General features: G+C 36.0%; 11 protein-coding genes. 1 reads left to right on the top strand and 10 read right to left on the bottom strand.

All coding sequences use genetic code 11. The features are described from left to right. Nucleotides 1-72 precede the first annotated feature (72 nt). Nucleotides 73-771 (top strand): pirin family protein, encoded by a 699-nt coding sequence (locus NBE98_RS15010; protein WP_250815828.1) that lies wholly within the window; start codon nt 73-75, stop codon nt 769-771. Between the two features lie 113 nt (nt 772-884). On the opposite strand, the gene NBE98_RS15005 is transcribed toward NBE98_RS15010, so the two are convergent. From NBE98_RS15005 to NBE98_RS14960, 10 genes are all read right to left on the bottom strand, one after another. Next, on the bottom strand, nt 885-2,216 hold the full coding sequence (locus NBE98_RS15005) for a 6-phospho-alpha-glucosidase (RefSeq protein ID WP_250815827.1): 1,332 nt from the start codon (nt 2,214-2,216) through the stop codon (nt 885-887). 111 nt (nt 2,217-2,327) lie between these two features. Beyond that, a complete protein-coding gene (locus NBE98_RS15000; protein ID WP_250815826.1) occupies nt 2,328-3,911 on the bottom strand; it encodes a PTS transporter subunit EIIC in 1,584 nt (527 codons plus the stop codon). A gap of 139 nt (nt 3,912-4,050) precedes the next feature. Next, complete coding sequence (locus NBE98_RS14995; RefSeq protein ID WP_250817592.1) at nt 4,051-4,809, bottom strand: MurR/RpiR family transcriptional regulator; 759 nt, start codon at nt 4,807-4,809, stop codon at nt 4,051-4,053. A 133-nt stretch (nt 4,810-4,942) separates the two neighbouring features. Beyond that, complete coding sequence (locus tag NBE98_RS14990) at nt 4,943-6,010, bottom strand: mannose-1-phosphate guanylyltransferase (protein WP_250815825.1); 1,068 nt, start codon at nt 6,008-6,010, stop codon at nt 4,943-4,945. A 123-nt stretch (nt 6,011-6,133) separates the two neighbouring features. Next, entirely contained in the window at nt 6,134-8,308 is a 2,175-nt protein-coding gene (locus NBE98_RS14985) for a glycoside hydrolase family 3 C-terminal domain-containing protein (RefSeq protein WP_250815823.1), read from the bottom strand. Nucleotides 8,309-8,311: 3 nt separating this feature from the next. Further along, nucleotides 8,312-10,168 (bottom strand): beta-N-acetylhexosaminidase, encoded by a 1,857-nt coding sequence (locus tag NBE98_RS14980; protein ID WP_250815822.1) that lies wholly within the window; start codon nt 10,166-10,168, stop codon nt 8,312-8,314. 13 nt (nt 10,169-10,181) lie between these two features. Beyond that, the gene (locus NBE98_RS14975; RefSeq protein WP_250815821.1) at nt 10,182-13,271 is read right to left on the bottom strand and encodes an alpha-mannosidase; all 3,090 of its coding nucleotides are present in this window, start codon (nt 13,269-13,271) and stop codon (nt 10,182-10,184) included. A 145-nt stretch (nt 13,272-13,416) separates the two neighbouring features. After that, a complete protein-coding gene (locus NBE98_RS14970; protein WP_250815820.1) occupies nt 13,417-15,711 on the bottom strand; it encodes a glycoside hydrolase family 2 protein in 2,295 nt (764 codons plus the stop codon). 17 nt (nt 15,712-15,728) lie between these two features. Further along, entirely contained in the window at nt 15,729-17,084 is a 1,356-nt protein-coding gene (locus tag NBE98_RS14965) for a sulfatase family protein (protein ID WP_250815818.1), read from the bottom strand. Nucleotides 17,085-17,234: 150 nt separating this feature from the next. Beyond that, nucleotides 17,235-18,089: a helix-turn-helix domain-containing protein gene (locus tag NBE98_RS14960; RefSeq protein ID WP_250815817.1), complete on the bottom strand. Its 855-nt coding sequence runs from the start codon at nt 18,087-18,089 to the stop codon at nt 17,235-17,237. Between the last annotated feature and the right edge of the window lie 66 nt (nt 18,090-18,155).

Below are 18,155 nucleotides of genomic sequence, written 5' to 3'. Positions count from 1 at the left end.
AACAATTAATAATAATTATCAATTATAAATATATAAAATCAGTAAATAATAGTAAACGGAGGTATTGTATAAATGTTAAGAAAGATAGAAAATAAAAAAATGGGACGCAGTAACCTTGGGTGGCTAAAAAGTATATTTCATTTTTCCTTTGCTGAGTACTATAATCCTGACAATATGAACTTTGGTGTACTAAGAGTTTTAAACGACGATATAATTGAGCCAGGAACAGGTTTTGACACTCATCCACATAGAAACATGGAAATAGTCTCCTATGTGGTAGATGGTGAACTGACTCATGGTGACAGTATGGGAAATACAAAAACATTAACTAGAGGTCAGGTTCAATACATGAGTGCAGGTACTGGAGTTTTTCATAGCGAATTTAACTATGGTGACAAGCCCGGTCGCTTTCTCCAAATTTGGATATTACCAGATAACAATGGCTACGAACCTAACTATGGTGATTATGAATTCGAATGGAATCAAAGAAAAAACAAATGGCTTCATCTTGTTTCCAGAAAAACAGGAAATGCTCCGATCAAAATCAATCAAGATGTTAATCTCTATACCCTGGAACTTGATACAGATAAAGAAATTATATTCCCTGTTAAGGAAGGTCGTCAGGCTTATTTGATCCAAATTGAGGGCACTTCCTACATTAATAATATAGGCCTTGATGCTAAGGATGCCCTAGAGATAACTGAAGAAATCATAACAATAAAACCAAATGCAACTTCACATTATTTGTTAATTGAAATGAGTAAATCCTAGCCCCTACACTTATAAAACAGCTATATTTGTCCATTTTTACTTTGATATTAATTATAACAAAAAACTCTGAGGAGATTTTGCTCTCCTCAGAGTTTTATTGTTAAAAGTATTTATTATTTCAGTTCTGGCCAATAGCCCTTGTTTGCTTCTATAAAATCGTCTAGTATTTTCTTAGCTTGGAAGGCAGATTTAACTGTCTTGTTCATAGTTAATGCCATTAATGCTTTTGTATAGGAGCCTTCTATAGCTGCATCTACAAGAAGCTTTTCTGACGCTAATTGCTGTTCCATTAATCCCTTGTAGAATAACGGAATTTCTCCAACTCTTACTACTTCAGGTCCATTAGAAGTGATATACGCTGGAACTTCAACCATTGCATCATCTGGAAGGTTTGCAATAGCACCCTTATTTTCAACTATTACTAAAAATCTCTTTCTTAGATCAAATGCTAACGACATGGCAACATCAACAATAAACTGTCCATGTACGCCAACATAGAACGCACTAGTATCCATTTCTCCAGTATCATTGTATCTGTCAACTGCTGAGAATAACTTCTTTTCTCTTCCTTCCATAACTTCGTTTGCTCTTGTTCTTTCCTTGTTTGCATTTTCAACTATATGGTCGGATATTAAATAGTACTGCATATATGGGTTTGGCAAATATTCTGGGAACATTTCAACCAAGTATTTTATATTTCCCCAAGTCTTTAACCATGATGGGTCAGAGTGTTGTACGTCTACTTTGGACATATCAGGTAAAAGCAATCCATGTTTTTTAGTGTGCTCTAATATTTCCGGCATTCTGTCTACACCATTTACATAAGCTTTAGTAAACCATCCAAAGTGATTTAACCCGAAGTATTCAACTGTTAATTCTTCTCTTTTGCAGCCTAGTATTGCAGATATGTTTCTCATAGCTCCAACAGGCATGTCGCAGATGTTCATAACTCTTGCATTTGGTCTCAGCCTTCTAACAGCTTCTGCAACTATTGAAGCAGGATTACTATAATTAACTATCCAATAAGACTTCTTAGCATACTTTTCAACGTAATCTATTAACTGAACCATTGGAAATATTGTTCTAAATCCGTAAGCCATTCCTCCTGGTCCGCAAGTTTCCTGACCAACTACGTCATACTTTAGAGGAATCTTTTCATCGTGCTCTCTCATGGCGTACTTTCCAACTCTCATTTGAGCGAATATAAAGTCTGCATTTGTGAAAGCTTCTTGCGGATCTGTAGTTAAAGTAAGCTTTAACTCTGGATCCATTTCCTTTATAACTTCTCTAACAACGACTGCCACCTTGTTTTGTCGTTCTGCATCCAAGTCGTACATTCTAAGCTCTTCAAGCTTGAATTGCTCCTTGTTCAACAATAAACTCTTTATAATTCCTGGAGTGTATGTGCTTCCTCCACCAGCTATAGTTAATATGAATTTCTTCATAGATTTTTCACCTCTAATAGTTGTTTTTTTTAATAGTTTTGATAAATGGAGTACACGGAATTATAAATTCCGTGCATTCCAATATATTAATTGTCTTCTTAAAAGAAAACTTTATTCACCTTGGATTCCTAAAAAATCATCCACTGCTTTTCTTATTTTTGTTACTTGTAATCCATAAACTACTTGAACGTTTCTGTCTTTTACAATTACACCACTAGCACCTGTACCTTTTAGGGCTGTCTGATCAACCTTGCTAGTATCCTTAATTATAAGTCTTAATCTTGTGTAGCAGTTGTCAACTTTTTCTATGTTGTCTGCTCCACCTAAAGCTTCCACTACTGTAGCAGCTAAATCTCCATTAGCATTTCCAGACTTTTCACCTTCCTGCTTAGCAACATAGTCTTTTTTGCTGTAAAGCTTAGTCTCTTCTGTTTCCTCTTCTCTGCCTGGAGTTTTTAGATTCAACTTAGTTATAAGCAATCTGAATATGAAATAGTAAACCACTGCTTGAACTAAACCTATTAATATAAACATTGGCCAGCTTGTTTTAGCAACTCCAAGTGGTATGTTGTATAGCAAGAAATCTATAACTCCATTTGGTCCTATAGCTCTTACGTCAAATATATTTAACACAACCATACCTAATCCATTCAGCACTGAGTGCGCTACGAATAATATTGGGGCAGTGAATAAGAAGGAGAACTCAAGTGGTTCTGTAACACCAGCTATTAAAGAAGTTACAGCCGCTGAAATTAGTATAGCCTTTATTGCAGTCTTCTTTGATGGCTTAGCAGTATGATACATAGCTAATGCTGCACCTAATAGACCAAACATCTTTGAAAGACCACGAGCATCGTATATAACTGTTGATGACAATCTTAATATCTTTGGATCTGCTATTTCTGCAAAGTAAATATTTCTAGCACCTTCTATAACTTTTCCACCTATTTCAGCAACTCCACCTATTTGCGTATAAAGGAACGGAGTATAAACTAAGTGGTGCAGACCAGTTGGTATAAGAAGTCTGTCTAGTAAACCATATAGGAATATACCAAAGTTACCTGTAGCTCTTATAAAGTTTCCAAGGCTTGAAATCGCACCTTGTACTGGTGGCCAAACATAAGTAAAGATCACTGCTAGCAACACCATTATTGGTATAAGAATTATAAATACTAGTCTTGGTCCACCATAAGTTTGCCATGCACCGTCAAACTCTGTATTTACATATCTGTTGTGAATAAGTGCTACTATTATTCCAAGAATTATTCCAAGGAAAACACCCATGTCTAATACTTGAACACCAAGAACCATTGCTTGACCTGAACCTCTTAACTTGTCAGCTGGTACTAGCAGCTTGTTGATGCTCATGTAAATATTCATTGCATTGATATAAACTAAATAAGATAATACCGCTGTGAAACCTGCATGAGATTTCTTCTCTTTCGCCAGGCCTACTGCAAGACCAACACAGAAAATAAGTCCTAGATTTGTAAGAATTGAAACCAAGGAACCTGAAAGCATTCTTCCAAAACCATTTATTGCTGGCGCCTTCAAAAATGGCATTATTTCTGCAAGCTTTGCATTAGTAAACAGATTACCAAATGCTATTAACAAACCTGCAATCGGAAGAATAAGAACTGGTACAAACATACCTTTGGAAAACTGTTGCATAGCATCCATAAGTTTTTTCTTCATAGGATTGTCCCCCTAATCTTATATTTTTTATGAAATTTTGTCTTACGACTTGCTGTAGTTTGATTATAAATGTAACGATTACAGATGTGAATAGATTTAGGGCTTAAAAAAACATGTTACCTCAGAAGGTAACACGTTTTCATTTTGTCCTGTTTTGTTCAATTAAATACCTAAAAATTAAATACTCTATAAGCATACATACATTAGGAAAGAATGTATTTGGATAATAGTTTCTATCGTCAAGTTTATTCATATCAAATATCTTAAAGTTTATATCTGATGCCTTTGCAATGCTATTTTCTATCTCTCTTGTGATAGAGATTACTTTTATACCCCTTTGTTTTGCTGCTATTACCTTATCTAATACAGTCTTGGTTTCTCCAGATTTAGATATAACTATTAACATTGCCATGTCATCGAGATGGTTTTCAAATATACCTATTGAATCACTTCCGCTTGAAAATATGCTTTTGCTGCCAGTTATAACCAATCTGTTGTTCAGATACTCAGCAGCTATCTTTGAAAAGCCAGTAGCATATATAAAAATAAGCTTGTTGTTCACATGCTTCATAAGATTTATAAAAACATTTACATCCTCTTCAGAAATAAATTTAAGTAAATTTACTAAATCCATCCCATCCATCTTATCTTTAATTTCATGTTCCTTAACTTGATCTTTGTTTACTAAAGGTATTAGATTATATACCATATCTACAAAACCGTCATAGCCCATTTTTTTTGCAAGCCTCATTATTGTTGAAGTTGAAGTAAAGTTTTCTTTTGCTACTCCTCTAACCCCTATCTTCATCACGCTATTTATATTGTTTATAATATATTCTAGGACATGCTGCTCCAGTTTTGTTATGTCCTTATTTTTTATGATTTTTTCTAAATCTATCTTCATGGAAAATCATCCCTATCTTACCAAATTAATAAGTATTATAGCATAAAGCTTTATTATATTCTACATCTTAATATAGAATATAAAATAAGCTTTGGTGAGGGCAATATTCTCCCACCAAAGCCTTTTCTTACAGGTATTCACCTAATTCATTTATCTTTTTAATTTCATTTACAAGATGTTTAACCTCTTGTTCCTTATTCTTATCCATAACCAGCAGCACATCCCCTGCATCAACTATAACCAAATCTTTTATTCCAAAGCCTATAATAAGCTTATCTTTTCCAAACACATAACAGTTCTCGCTTTGTTCCATGAATGCATTACCTGATATATTGTTGTCTCGGTAATTATTCAAAAACCTTCCTAAAGCTGCAAAGCTTCCTATGTCGTCCCAAACAAATTCGCATTTTATAACATAAGCCTTCCTAGTCTTTTGCATTATTCCGAAGTCTACAGATATTCCATCAATAAGGCTGTATTGGTCTTTTATTACTTCGTGCTCTGTTGATTCTCCTATATGCTGATATATAGTCATTAAGTTTTTGTACATCTTAGGAAGATATTTCTCCATTTCTCTTAGGAATACATCTGCTCTCCATACAAACATGCCGCTATTCCAAAGATAGGTTCCTTTTAGTATAAAATCTTTTGCTACTTCAATATTTGGCTTTTCTGTAAACCTCTCAACCTTATAGGAAGCAATATCGCCATTAATTCTTTCTCCCATCTCAATATATCCGTAGCCTGTTTCAGGCCTTGTAGGGGATACTCCTATGGTTATTAGTCCTCTTCTCCTCTCTGCAATTTCTACAGCTTGAGAAAGAGTATCTATAAACATCTTATCTCCCTCAATATAATGATCTGAGGGAAGAACTATCATTGTAGCATCTTTGTCCCTTTTTAAAAGTTTAACTGCAGATAATCCTATACATGTTGCTGTTTCCTTGTTTTCTGGCTCAACAAAGATGTTATCTCTGTTTATATCGGGAAGTTCTGCATAGATTTTATCTAAATATTCTTCATTAGTTACAACATAAATGTTCTCCTTGTTTACCAAAGGTCTTATTCTGTCCACTGTGTTTCTCAAAAAGCTCTTATCATTTATCACCTTCAGAAACTGTTTGGGATTTTTTTCTCTTGATAATGGATATAACCTTAGTCCTTTTCCTCCTGCTAAAATTAGTGCGTATAGCAAAACATACTCACTCCATATAGTGCTTTAATTCATAGTATGAAAATGAGTATGTTTGTGTGAAGAAGTTATTTATTAAAAACGTCTACTCAATCCTTTAAAAATTACTCTATTCCGCTGCTTCTTTTAGTATTCAATAATCATTTCCTCCCCATTAATGAAGAAGGTATCTTTTAGCATATCTCCACCTGTTAGCCTCTTGCTTAGCTCATCGGGTTGACTGCCACCTACGTAAACAGCAAAGCTTCCTGGCTCAATAACACAGCTACCATCTTCTTTTATAACAGCCATTTGTCTGGCTTTAATTTTAAAGCTTAAAGCTTGCTTTTCACCCTTATTTAAGGCTACTCTTCTTAAAGCGACAAGCGAATGATTTGGAACTGTCGTAGAAGCTTCCAAGTCCTTCAAGTAAATCTGTACGACCTCTTCTCCATCAAAACCTCCAACATTCTCAATTTCAAACGATATATCTATATCTTCTTGAGGATTTAGTTCCTTGCAGCTTAGCTTTAGATTTGAATAATTGAATTTTGTATAGCTTAAGCCAAACCCAAAAGGATACAATGGTTCCTTATTCATAAATCTGTAGGTTCTGCCTTCCATATCATAGTCTTCAAAATCTGGCAAATCTTCTACAGACTTTACAAAGGTTACAGGAAGTCTTCCAGCTGGATTATAGTTGCCAAAAATAACATCTGCAACCGCATTTCCACCCTCCTCGCCTGGATACCAAGCTTCAAGTATAGCTGAAGAATATTTTTCAGTATCTCCTAAAGCAATTGCACTTCCATTTGATAAAACCAGAATAATCGGTTTGCCTGTTTCTGCCACAGCCTTTAGAAGCGCCTCCTGTCTTCCTGGAAGTGTTATATCTATTCTATCTCCGCTGGCGTCTGAGTTGAAGGCATCTCCCTGCTCTCCTTCTATTCTTGGCGAAAGTCCAAGGCATATAACTACTGCATCAGCTTTTTTAGCTGCAATAACAGCTTCAGGTATTAAATCCACAGCCCAAGAGCCAACATCTTTTTTAGTTAAGTCACAGCCCTCAGCATAAATAATCTTTGTATTCTTGGATGCTCTATTTCTTATGCCTTGAAGCATAGTTGAGTATTCTGAAGGAGTACCATTATAATTTCCAAGCAGTACATCCTTTGAATCTGCATTTGGACCTATTACTGCTATAGCTTTTATATCTTTGTTTAAAGGCAAAGTGTTTTTTTCATTTTTCAAAAGTACAATTGACTTTTTAGCAGCTTCAAGTGCAAGCTCTCTATTTTCCTTGGTGTCTATGCTATCGTAGTTAAGATTGCTATAAGGTACTATTTCAGGTGCATCAAACATTCCTAATTTAAATTTTGCAAAAAGCAATCTTCTTAGCGCTTTATCTATATTCTCTTCAGGTATCATTCCTGAAGCAACTGCAGCCTTTAAATAAGTATAAGCATTTCCACAGTTTAAATCGCAGCCGTTATTTACAGCCATGGCGCTGGATTCTGCAGCATTGTGAGTAACCTTATGATGCTCGTGGAAATCGCAGATTGCACCGCAGTCAGATACTACATAGCCTTCAAAGCCCCACTCTTTTCTTAAGAAATCTTCAAGCAGAGTCTTGCTTCCACAGCAAGGTTCTCCATTTACTCTATTATAAGCTCCCATAACTGCTGAAACCTCAGTTTCTCTTACGCACTCTCTAAAGGCATAAAGATAGGTTTCTCTCATCTGCTTTATGTCTATATCCACATTAAACTCGTGACGCTTGCCTTCAGGACCACTGTGAACAGCGTAGTGTTTTATTGTAGCATCAAGTTTTTTATATTTTGGATCGTTTCCTTGAAGTCCTTTTATAAAGGCAATACCCATTCTTGAGGTTAGATAAGGATCCTCTCCATAGGTCTCATGTCCTCTTCCCCATCTTGGGTCTCTAAATATATTAATATTTGGAGACCAATAAGTTAGGCCTTTGTATATTCCTCTGTCGCCAATAGCAGAATGTTCATTGTACTTTGCTCTTGCTTCATCGGATATAACCTCAGCTACTTTTTCCATAAACTCTTCATCAAAGGTGGCCCCGAGACCTATTGCCTGAGGAAAAACTGTTGCTACTCCCGCTCTCGCCACTCCATGAAGCCCTTCATTCCACCAGTTGTACTGCGGAATGTCCAACCTTTCTACGGCCGGGCTGTTAAATAACATTTGAGTAATCTTTTCACCCAAGGTCAGCCTGGAAAGCAAATCCTCAACTCTTTTTTCAATTGGCAGCTCAGGATTTTTGTATGAAGGTATATTATTTTTATCTTTCATTTGTTATACTCTCCTTAAAAAGTCGCAGAGATACTCAACATTTTCTCTTATTCTGTAAAGCTCACTTTCCTTGTTTCTTATTCTCCATACTCTGCTGTAGTCAGCAAGCCAATATTCAAGCTCTTCAGCAATAGTTTTTGGTTCTTCTAGGAGCTCTAGCTCTGTCTGTCCAAGGTCGTACTTTTTAATCACAGTGAACAGAGCATTTAAAATAGGAAGTCCCTGAGCTGAAACTACTAGCTCTTCAATATCTGTATTCTTTTCACGTGAAAGAGAAGGTACAAGACTTATAAGTTCATCTATAAGCTTTTTAGAATTATTATAACCTGCGACTATTTCTTCTATTTTTATATTTCTAAACACGTCATACCATTTATCCAGTTCAGGCTCTTTTAAAAGCTTAGCCTCTCTCCACATAGTTACGTGCCACCAGTTTGCTCTCTCTGCTTTAAACAAATCTCTAAGAAGACTAACTATTCTTCCTGATTTATCGTCATATTCAAGCTTAGAGATATTTTCATAAACTTTTTCAAAATCTTTTTCACCTTCTGGATTCCAAGAAAGTGAAGCTCCGTAAATCATTCCAGGTATAGAATTACCAAGAAGGTTCACATGCCCAAAATCGCCCCAGTCTGTGTTTAATGCTCCTACAGCACCATGTTTCTTTCCATATTCAATCATCTTTGTGATATTAGGAAAGGCTTCATCGTAATTACACATAAATCTATTCCAAGCATTAACCCCAGGACAAACATATTGAGGAATGCCGCTTTCTGCTATAACCTGTGTATCTTTTTCCTTTGGATTTGCTCCATAGAACCAGTTTAAGCAGGTTACATCGCTTGGTATCTCTCCTAAGAGTTCTGGATGATGCAGGATAATATCTCCCCAGAACATAACTTTTTTATCATACTTCTTAACTATGTCTATAACCTTGTTTAAAAAATCTACATACAGTCTTCCGGAGCCAACCTTTTGTGCAAGCTCTAAATTCTTTCCCTTTCCAAGGTCGAAGGTTTCATCACAGCAGATATTAAACTTGTTAGAGCTAAATAAAGGCAGAAACTCCTCTATCATGTATTCTACAAGCTTTATGCTTCCTTCATTTGATACATCCAAGGTATTATGTCTCATACGGTCAACCCAGGAATATGGCTTTCCTTTGCTGTCTTCAATCTCGCATAAGTCCCCAAAGCTGTTAGTTGATAAAACCTCATAAAGATGTCCAAAGGTTGCTATGGAAGGTACCAGTTCAACGTGACGCTTTTTGCAGTACTCGTCTAAAAGCAGTATTTCCTCTGCTGTCAAAGGATCCTTTCCAGTCCATATCTCGCTCATATTTTTGAAAGCAAAAGTATGTTCTACATAAAGCTGTAGCTGATTTATTTTATAGGAAGCCAGTCTATCCACTAGCTCTTTTAAAGTTTCCAGAGTAGGTACCCTTCCTCTTGTCACATCATGGTAGAAACCTCTGTTTTTAAAGTAAGGCTCATCTTCAATAAATACGCACTTAAGACTTACTCCATTTTGCTTTGCTAGTTGGATAAGTGTTTGAACTCCGTAAAATAAGCCCGCACTTCCTTTACCCCTTATTTCTATACCTTGTGAAGTTATCTCCAAGCTATAAGCCTCACTGTCAGCCTTAGTGCTAGTTAAAAAAATTGAGCCCTCTTCCTTTGAAAAAGTCTTTGTTATAGGCATTGTATAGCCTAATAGTTTTTTAAGCTGAGACTGAAGAAGCTTTGCTGCTTCCAAGTCATCAAAGTTGCAGCTTGAATCCAAAACTATTTTTGCGTTTCTCTTTAATAAAAATTTTTCTTCCTTTAATTTCAATTCTTTTGGAAATGGCATTAGTATCATATCTTCACCCCATCTATTCAAAATCTACCATAATGCACTTAAGTTCATATGGTGAAAACTCTAAATTTATTGTGTTTTCATTAAAGCTTACAGGAAATATCTTCTCCTCAAGCATGCTGCACTCATAAGCAGCCTTAATGTTTCTGTCAAACTTCACAGTTCCCTTTGAGCTTCCATTAGCATACTCATAAAGCCTAAGCACCATGGAATTACTGTCTTCTGCTCTCTTAATAGTTTCAATTATTACATTTGAAATAGCTGAATGAACAAAACAATGCTCCTTAGCCATAGTTCCATTATTTTTATGTCCATAAGCAATTGTTAAGGGATAATTAAGCTCATAGCCAGCCTTAACAGTATCCCCTTCAACAAAGTTTCCTTTATGGGGGTACAAGCTGTAAACAAAATTATGCTCACACCTATCTGCTGTCTCATCTGGATATATGGGTGATTTTATCAAGGTAAGCTCCATAACATTTTCCTTTATGCTATAGCCGTATTTGCTGTCATTTAAAATGCTTACTCCATAATCCCTTTGAGAAAGGTCCGCCCACTTGTGAGCTGGAACCTCAAACTTTGCATAATCCCAGCTGGTGTTAAAGTGTGTTGGTCTTTCTATATTTCCAAACTGTATGTCGTAAGTTGCTTTAGTTGAATGAATGTCTACTGGGAAGGCTGCTTTAAGCAGTGTCTGACTTTCCTTCCAATCTACTTTTGTTTCAAAATCAATTCTGTTAAGCTCACTGTATATATGAACCTGCTGCTCTATTTCAGAATTCATATATTCCCACTTAAGCTTCAAGGTACCTCTTTCAGTACCTGATTCAAATATATCTGCGCTTATAAGTTTATCTACTTCATAGCCTTTATCTTTATAGAATATATCAATATCCCAAGCATCAAAATTTATTGGCTTATCTTCATAAGCTGTAATGACATTTGCGGCTTTACCTTCTTCAAGAACTTCCTTATCATTGAGCTTATCGTATATTGAAGTAATTTGCCCTTTTCCGTTAAGCTTAACTCTAAAGAATTTATTTTCAAGAAAGTTATTAGTTATTGTTAATGCGTCACCTTCAATGCTGTTTTCTTCTTTCTCTATATCTAAAACCTTATATCCGTAGGAAGGAATATCTTTTACATAAACCATATAGCACTCTCTACCTTCATGTTTTACTACCTGGCTTGAAAGCTTAACTCCCTTATCAGTAAATATGCAGCTGGCTTCTTTTTTCTCTATATAAATATATCCGCTTCTAATCCATCCTAAGGTGTTAAACACAACTACACTTTCACCATTAATGCTGATGTTTGATATAAGTTCCTTTAAAGCTGCTTCTTTTAAAGCTTTTCCATCTTCAGTAATCTTCCTGTACTGCTCAATGCTATCCTCATAAACCTCTTTTATAGAAGATCCAGGAAGTATATCATGGAATTGATTCAACAGTATTAATTCCCAAGTCTTATTTATTTTTTCTTGTGGATAAGCTTCATCCTTTACAGCAAAATAATTAAGTGCTTCCACATCATGCATCAGTATTTCAGTTTTTCTATTGTATCTCTTGTTCAAGCCTTGAGAAGTATATGTACCTCTATGAACTTCAAGATAAAGTTCACCATTCCAGGTTGGAAGCTGAAGCTTATCTTTAAGTCTTTCTTCTAACCTCTCCAAATACCCGCTTACAGTTCCCATTTTGCAAACAGCGGCAGTGGGTACATATTCAGTGGTGTAAAGCTCCTCTATCATCTCTCTATTTGTGCCGCCGCCGCCATCACCATGACCAAACACCATAAGAAGCTCTTTATTATTCATATCCTTGTGTCTATAATTTTTCCACATGGTCTTTAAAACATAAGGATTTGTATCTGCATTGTATGAATAAGCCCAGCTTTCTCCGTATCTTGGATCTTCAGGCATGGTCATTAGATTTACTAAAAGCTCGCTGCCGTCTAGTCCCTTCCACTTAAAATTGTCATATGGAAATCTGTTAAATTGGCTCCAACCAAGCTTTGTGGTTACAAAATATTTAAAGCCGCTCTTTTTAGCTATTTGAGGAAGGTTACCGTTAAAACCAAAGGCATCTGGAATCCAAAGTATATCATTTTTAACTCCAAACTCCTTTTCGAAAAATCTTGTTCCAAGCAAAAACTGTCTTACCAATGCTTCACCTGAGCTTACATTGCAGTCAGGCTCAACCCACATGCCTCCGTTAACTTCCCATCTTCCTTCTTTAACTCTTTCCTTAATTCTTTCATAGATTTCAGGATAGTCTTCCTTTATAAACTGATAAAGCTGTGGGGAAGACTGAAAGTAATTATATTCTGGATACTGTTCCATGAGGTTTAAAACAGTAGAAAAGGTTCTTGACGCCTTTTCACGAGTATGCTTAAGCTGCCATAACCAAGCCACATCAATATGTGAATGTCCAACGCTGTTTACAACGGGCCTATTTGTATTTAATGTAAGCTCCTTAAGCTCTGTTTTTAGCAAGTTAAGAGCCTTGCTTACAGAAGCATAAAACTCACAGCTTCCTGGAGCTCTCCAATCAAGCTTGTTTAAAGCTCTGTCAATTACAGCTAGTATGCTTTCTCTAGCATAGTCGTCCTTTTCATAGGTTAGAGCAGTTAAGCGAGCCATCTTCATTGCGTAAAATAGTTCTTCTGTATCCGTATCGATAGTAACTAACTCTACCCCATGAAATCTATTTTTTCTTTCTTTATATCCACTGAAGGCTTTTATTTCTATATCTAAAATCCCCGCCTCTAGAAATCTTTCTGGTATTACTATTTCTCTATGGTTGGCGTCGCATCCCTGCAAGGCATAACCATTTATATATACTAAGGCTTCTGGGTTAATCTCAGGAAAATTATATTCTGCAATGCTTGAAAAAATTGCGACCTTTTCTCCCATATAGTTCTCAGGTACAGCAACCTGTCCTTTAAACCAAACCACCTTGTCTCTTCCGCCCCACTTCATTTCTAAAGCGCAGGACTTATAAACATCTTCCTCTTTATATTCCATAGGAATATTTATTTTCTGTCTATAAATATATTTTTGTATTTCTTCTAATCTTCTCTCAGATTTCTTTTCTACAAAAAACAAAATCTTATCCTCCTAGTAAAGCATTCTGCATTTAGACAATGGGATGTTAAACAATAGAAAGCAACAGCATGTTCGTTGAAATTTTCCTAGACTTCAATGAACATGCTGTACTTCTAAGCTATTGTTCAAAATCCCATTAACTTAACTAAATACTTTCTTTAAAGCTTTTAATCTTATCCCAGAAATCATTGATGTTTTTATAGACATAACCATCCGCAGCAGAGAAAACGTAGAAGTTTTTATATGTTTTTCCTTCTGCATTAAGTTCAAGCTCTACGAAGAACAAGTCAACTTCTTTTGGTAGATTATAACTAAATTCCTCCACAAGCTTGCAGGAGTTATCCCCAATTTCAACTTCTATACTCTTATCTAATAACACCTTTGAGTTTCTATCCAAAATTCTGTAGTTTACAGTTCCATCAAAGGCTTTTAAGTCATTATGCAAATACACTCCTGCCTTAAACTCGCTGCCTGGTTTAAATTTTAACCCGTCATACTTTAGAGACACAAGTACTGGCTTAAAGGCAAGCTTTACATAATCATATACAAGCTTTTTGCCTCCATAGTAGTCTACTAAAGAAGTACAGGATACGTTTGGCCAAGGTTCATTAAATTGCCATATGATGCTTCCACTATTTTGGAACTTTCTTCTTCTGTTTGCTTCAAGAGCATATCTTAAGCCCTCTGCCTGCATGTATTGGCTTGTGTTTATAAAATCTTCTATGTTTTCTATTTCTACAAAAGCCTTCTTGTCTCTTACTAAAGTGTCCCACCACTCTCCATGGTGCCTCCAGCTTAAGTTTTCTTCCATAGTAGTTATCTTTATATTTTCTTCCTTAAGGAACTTTCTCATAGTTTCAATATTAACCAAACCATCTGCTCCAAACTCGCTGTGTATTAAACTGTCTGAACGGTTAAATAAATCATAATGCTTAATTACGTGACCAAACTTCCAAGGTCCGTGAACATCATGATTGTAGCCTGGTTTATCTGGATTTAAAAACTCTAGCGGTCCTGACGCTGAAGTAGGAAGGAATAATCTTTGTCCATCAAGAGCATCAACTATACCCTTAAGCATAGCAATGTTCTGGTCTTCATAGGTTGCCGGAACTCCCTTAGCATCTGTAAGTTCGTTTCCACCACTCCAGAAGGTTAAGCATACGTGATTTCTCTTTAGCTTTACAGCTTGAAGAGCTGTTTCTCTCAAAAGCTTTAAAAATTCTGGTCTTTTTGAAGGTATGTTGTCAAGTCCAGAGCTTGATTGTATAAACTCCTGCCATACCATAATTCCATACTGGTCGCAAAGATCATAAAAGGCCTCTTTTTCTATAAGGCCTCCACCCCATACACGCACTAGGTTTATGTTTGCTTCCTTCATAGCTCTTAAAGCCTTGTCATAATCCTCTTTTTTAACGCAGCCATACATGTGATCCATTGGAACAAAATTTACACCTTTGATATATATTTTTGTTCCGTTAACAATCACTGTATAAGGAAGAGAATCTTCTCTTGAGTTTTCATTTTGGCTGTAGCTTACGGAACGTATACCTGTATGCATGGTTTTAACATCCAATAAGTTTTCACCCTGGTATACGGAAATTTTAACCTTGTAAAGAGGCTGGTCTCCATAACCGTTTGGGTTCCAAAGCCTAGGATTTTCTACAATAAATCTTTGTCTAAGCAGTATTTCGCCTTCACTTAAAGTCACGTTCTTTTCAACTTCTTCAAGGCACTTACCTTCAAAGCTAAGCTTTATTTTAACACTGCAAGTGTTTTCTTTATAAGCATTAACCTTAAAGCTTAAATCAACAATCCCCTTGTTATCTTCAACTGTAGTCTTTAGGTGAGTATCTCCGATTTCATCCGTATTAATAACCTTTAAAAGCACATCATCCCAAAGTCCAAGGTTAACTAATCTTGTGCTAAAGTCCCACTTGTAGTTAAATCTGCTCTTTTGAGTATAGGTTTGTGAAGTATAGCCTATCTGGCTCATTTCATCCGGAGCCTTTTCAAGCATTACTGTAAGTTCGTTTTCTTCAGGCTTAACTATGCTTGATACATCAAATACCACATGCTCATACATTCCTTCATGCTCGCCAAGCTTAGTTCCGTTAAGGTAAAAATGTGCCTTATAGTCCACTCCCTTAAACACAAGCTTATATATATTGCCTTGGTCGTAATTTTCAACTTTAAAACTAGTCTTGTATATCCACCAGCGGTTAGACACCCACTCGCACTTTAAGCTGTTAAGTTCATAATAAGGATCTTCTATAAGGCCTGTATTCTGCAAGTCCTTGTATACACTTCCTGGAACCTCAGCCGTAATCCAAGGAGTTGTTCCCTGAAGTTTAACCCCTGTTTCCACGCTGTTTCCAAGCATAGGCGTATAAGGCCAAAAGCCTGCTACCTTCCACTCTAAATTGTTTAATAAAACTTCCATACCGTTACCACCTTCCATTAAAATTCAGGTAATTCAAAGCTGTCTCCCGTTTCTATTATCCACTGTCTAAGCCTGTCATTTAGCCTCTTTCTCTCTTTTCCATACCTTGGATTATAGGCTAGATTCATCTGCTCGTAAGGATCTTCATTTAAGTTGTACATTAGCCACTGTATGCCTTCAAAGCAAACATATTTCCAGCCATCCTTTGTCACTATGCCTCTCCAAGCTCTGTCAACGCTGTCAAGGTGTCCTGTTGGCACTACGCACTGAAGATAAGCCGAATCAGGCTCATTGTCTTTTTCTCTAAAGCTTAGTCTGTAGTGAGAATAGTCTGTTCCCTCCATCCAATTAGGCTTCTTTATTCCGCATAGACCTAGAGTTGTGGGGGCTATATCCACATGATTTACCGGAACATTATATCTTCCAGTTCTTCTTCCATTGTAGTACCCAATCTGCTCCCCTCCTATAATAAGAGGAACTCTTATAGCCTCTTCGTGAGGAGTAGTCTTTCTAAACTGGCCATGAGAACCAAGCATATCTCCATGGTCGCTGAAGAACATGATATGGGTATTAAAGAATAGTCCCTGCTCCTTTAAGGTTTGCATAATTCTTCCCATATTAAAATCAAGATTTTCAATCATTGCACAGTAGCCTGCCAGGTCTCTTCTTGCATCTTCTCTAACCCATTTAACCTGAGGTACATTAGGTCTTAATTCAACTCTTGCAGGATTGTGATGCTGCATGTATTCTGGCGGCGCTACATAAGGGTCATGCGGTGGCTGCACGGATAATACCGCAAAAAACGGCTTATCCTTGTCCTGCCCTCTTTCTTTTATGTAATCTATAAATAAATTGGTTAATTCGTCTGTTTCATATCCCGGCAGCCTGTAATGAGAGGCATTTTCTCCTTCTCCTCCATGCACCCAGGTATCATATTGATTATTATTGTTTTCATAGCCTATCCAGTGTCTAAAACCGCCTCTTCTATCTGGAGGCACTATGTGCATGGCTTCTCTTGCATAGTCTCCACCATGAAAACCATCCAAATGCCACTTTCCTATGTAAGCAGTATCATAGCCCTGCTCATTAAAAATATGTGCTACTGTCTTTTGCATCTGAGGAAGCTGCATTTCATGTCCAGGTACACATTTATGAGGATACAAACTTGTAAGCATGGAGCCTCTATATGGGCAACAAAGTGGAAAACCTGATACCGCCTCAGTAAAATTAACTCCCTGTCCAGCAAGACAATCTATATTAGGTGTATTAACATTAGAATCACCATTACAGCTTAAAGCCTGTGCTCTATGCTGGTCACTAAGTATCCATATAACGTTAGGCCTGTCTACTTTAGATATGCCCTTATCTAACATCGAAATTCCTCCAATTAAGATTTTAAAAGTATTTACAGTTAATCCATTGTAATCGTTCAACCCCTATTTTATATCAATGCTGACTTTTATAAATAGAACTATATTATTTAAATATGGAATAATGTTAGTTATAATCGCTATACATCCTGTTTATGGAATTATGGTCTTTTTATAAGTTTTTCTATACTCACCAGGAGATACTCTATTTATTTTTTTGAACACATGATAAAAATGGCTTAGATTTTGAAAACCTGCTTCTAAAGCAATGTCCAATATTTCCTCATCTGTGTATATTAGAAGATTTCCCGCATAGTTTACCCTAAGTTCATTTATAAACGCTGTTGGTGTTACATTAAAATACTTAACAAACATTCTGTTAATATGCTCAGGGCTTTTTCCCGAGATACTCTTCATTATGCTTATACCCTTAACAAAATTGTTCTTAAGCTCCATCTGACTTTTAATATCTAATATCCAGCTTGGAATATTATTTTTTTCTGTTTTAACTTCAATGAAATACTTAGCAAATATATCAACAAGTAGAACTCGAATTAAAGCATTTTTAATATGGCTGGTCATAGTCTTTGAGAAGTAAATACTTTCTATTTTGTCTTTTAAATGACTTGTTTCTACCATGGGCAGTAATACTTGAGATGGCATATTTGAAGCTAGCAGGTTGTCAACTGAAAAACCTGTGCCTAAAAAATTGCATATAGCTTCAAAAGTATTTTTAGAAAAGGCTAAATTTACAAGCTGACAATCTATTCCGCTCATTTCCTCATAATAATGTATATCTCTTGGTCTTATAAACATCAAAGTACCTTCTCCTAAAATACTACTTTGTTCATTGACTATATGCTTTGTAGAACCTTTTATTATTACAAATAATTCATAGAAATCGTGATAATGAATACCTGAGGTTTTCTTTATACTGTTAATAAAAGCGTAATGACATTCCATTGCTTCTCCAAAAATATCCTTTGCTAATAGCTTATCCATCTTCATATTTCTCTCTTCTCCTCGATTAAATCTTATCTTCAGAAAATATATTCTACATCAATATAGTACAAT

Source organism: Clostridium swellfunianum (assembly GCF_023656515.1).
Taxonomy (GTDB): domain Bacteria; phylum Bacillota; class Clostridia; order Clostridiales; family Clostridiaceae; genus Clostridium_AT; species Clostridium_AT swellfunianum.
This window is presented reverse-complemented; position numbering and strand designations above follow the sequence as displayed.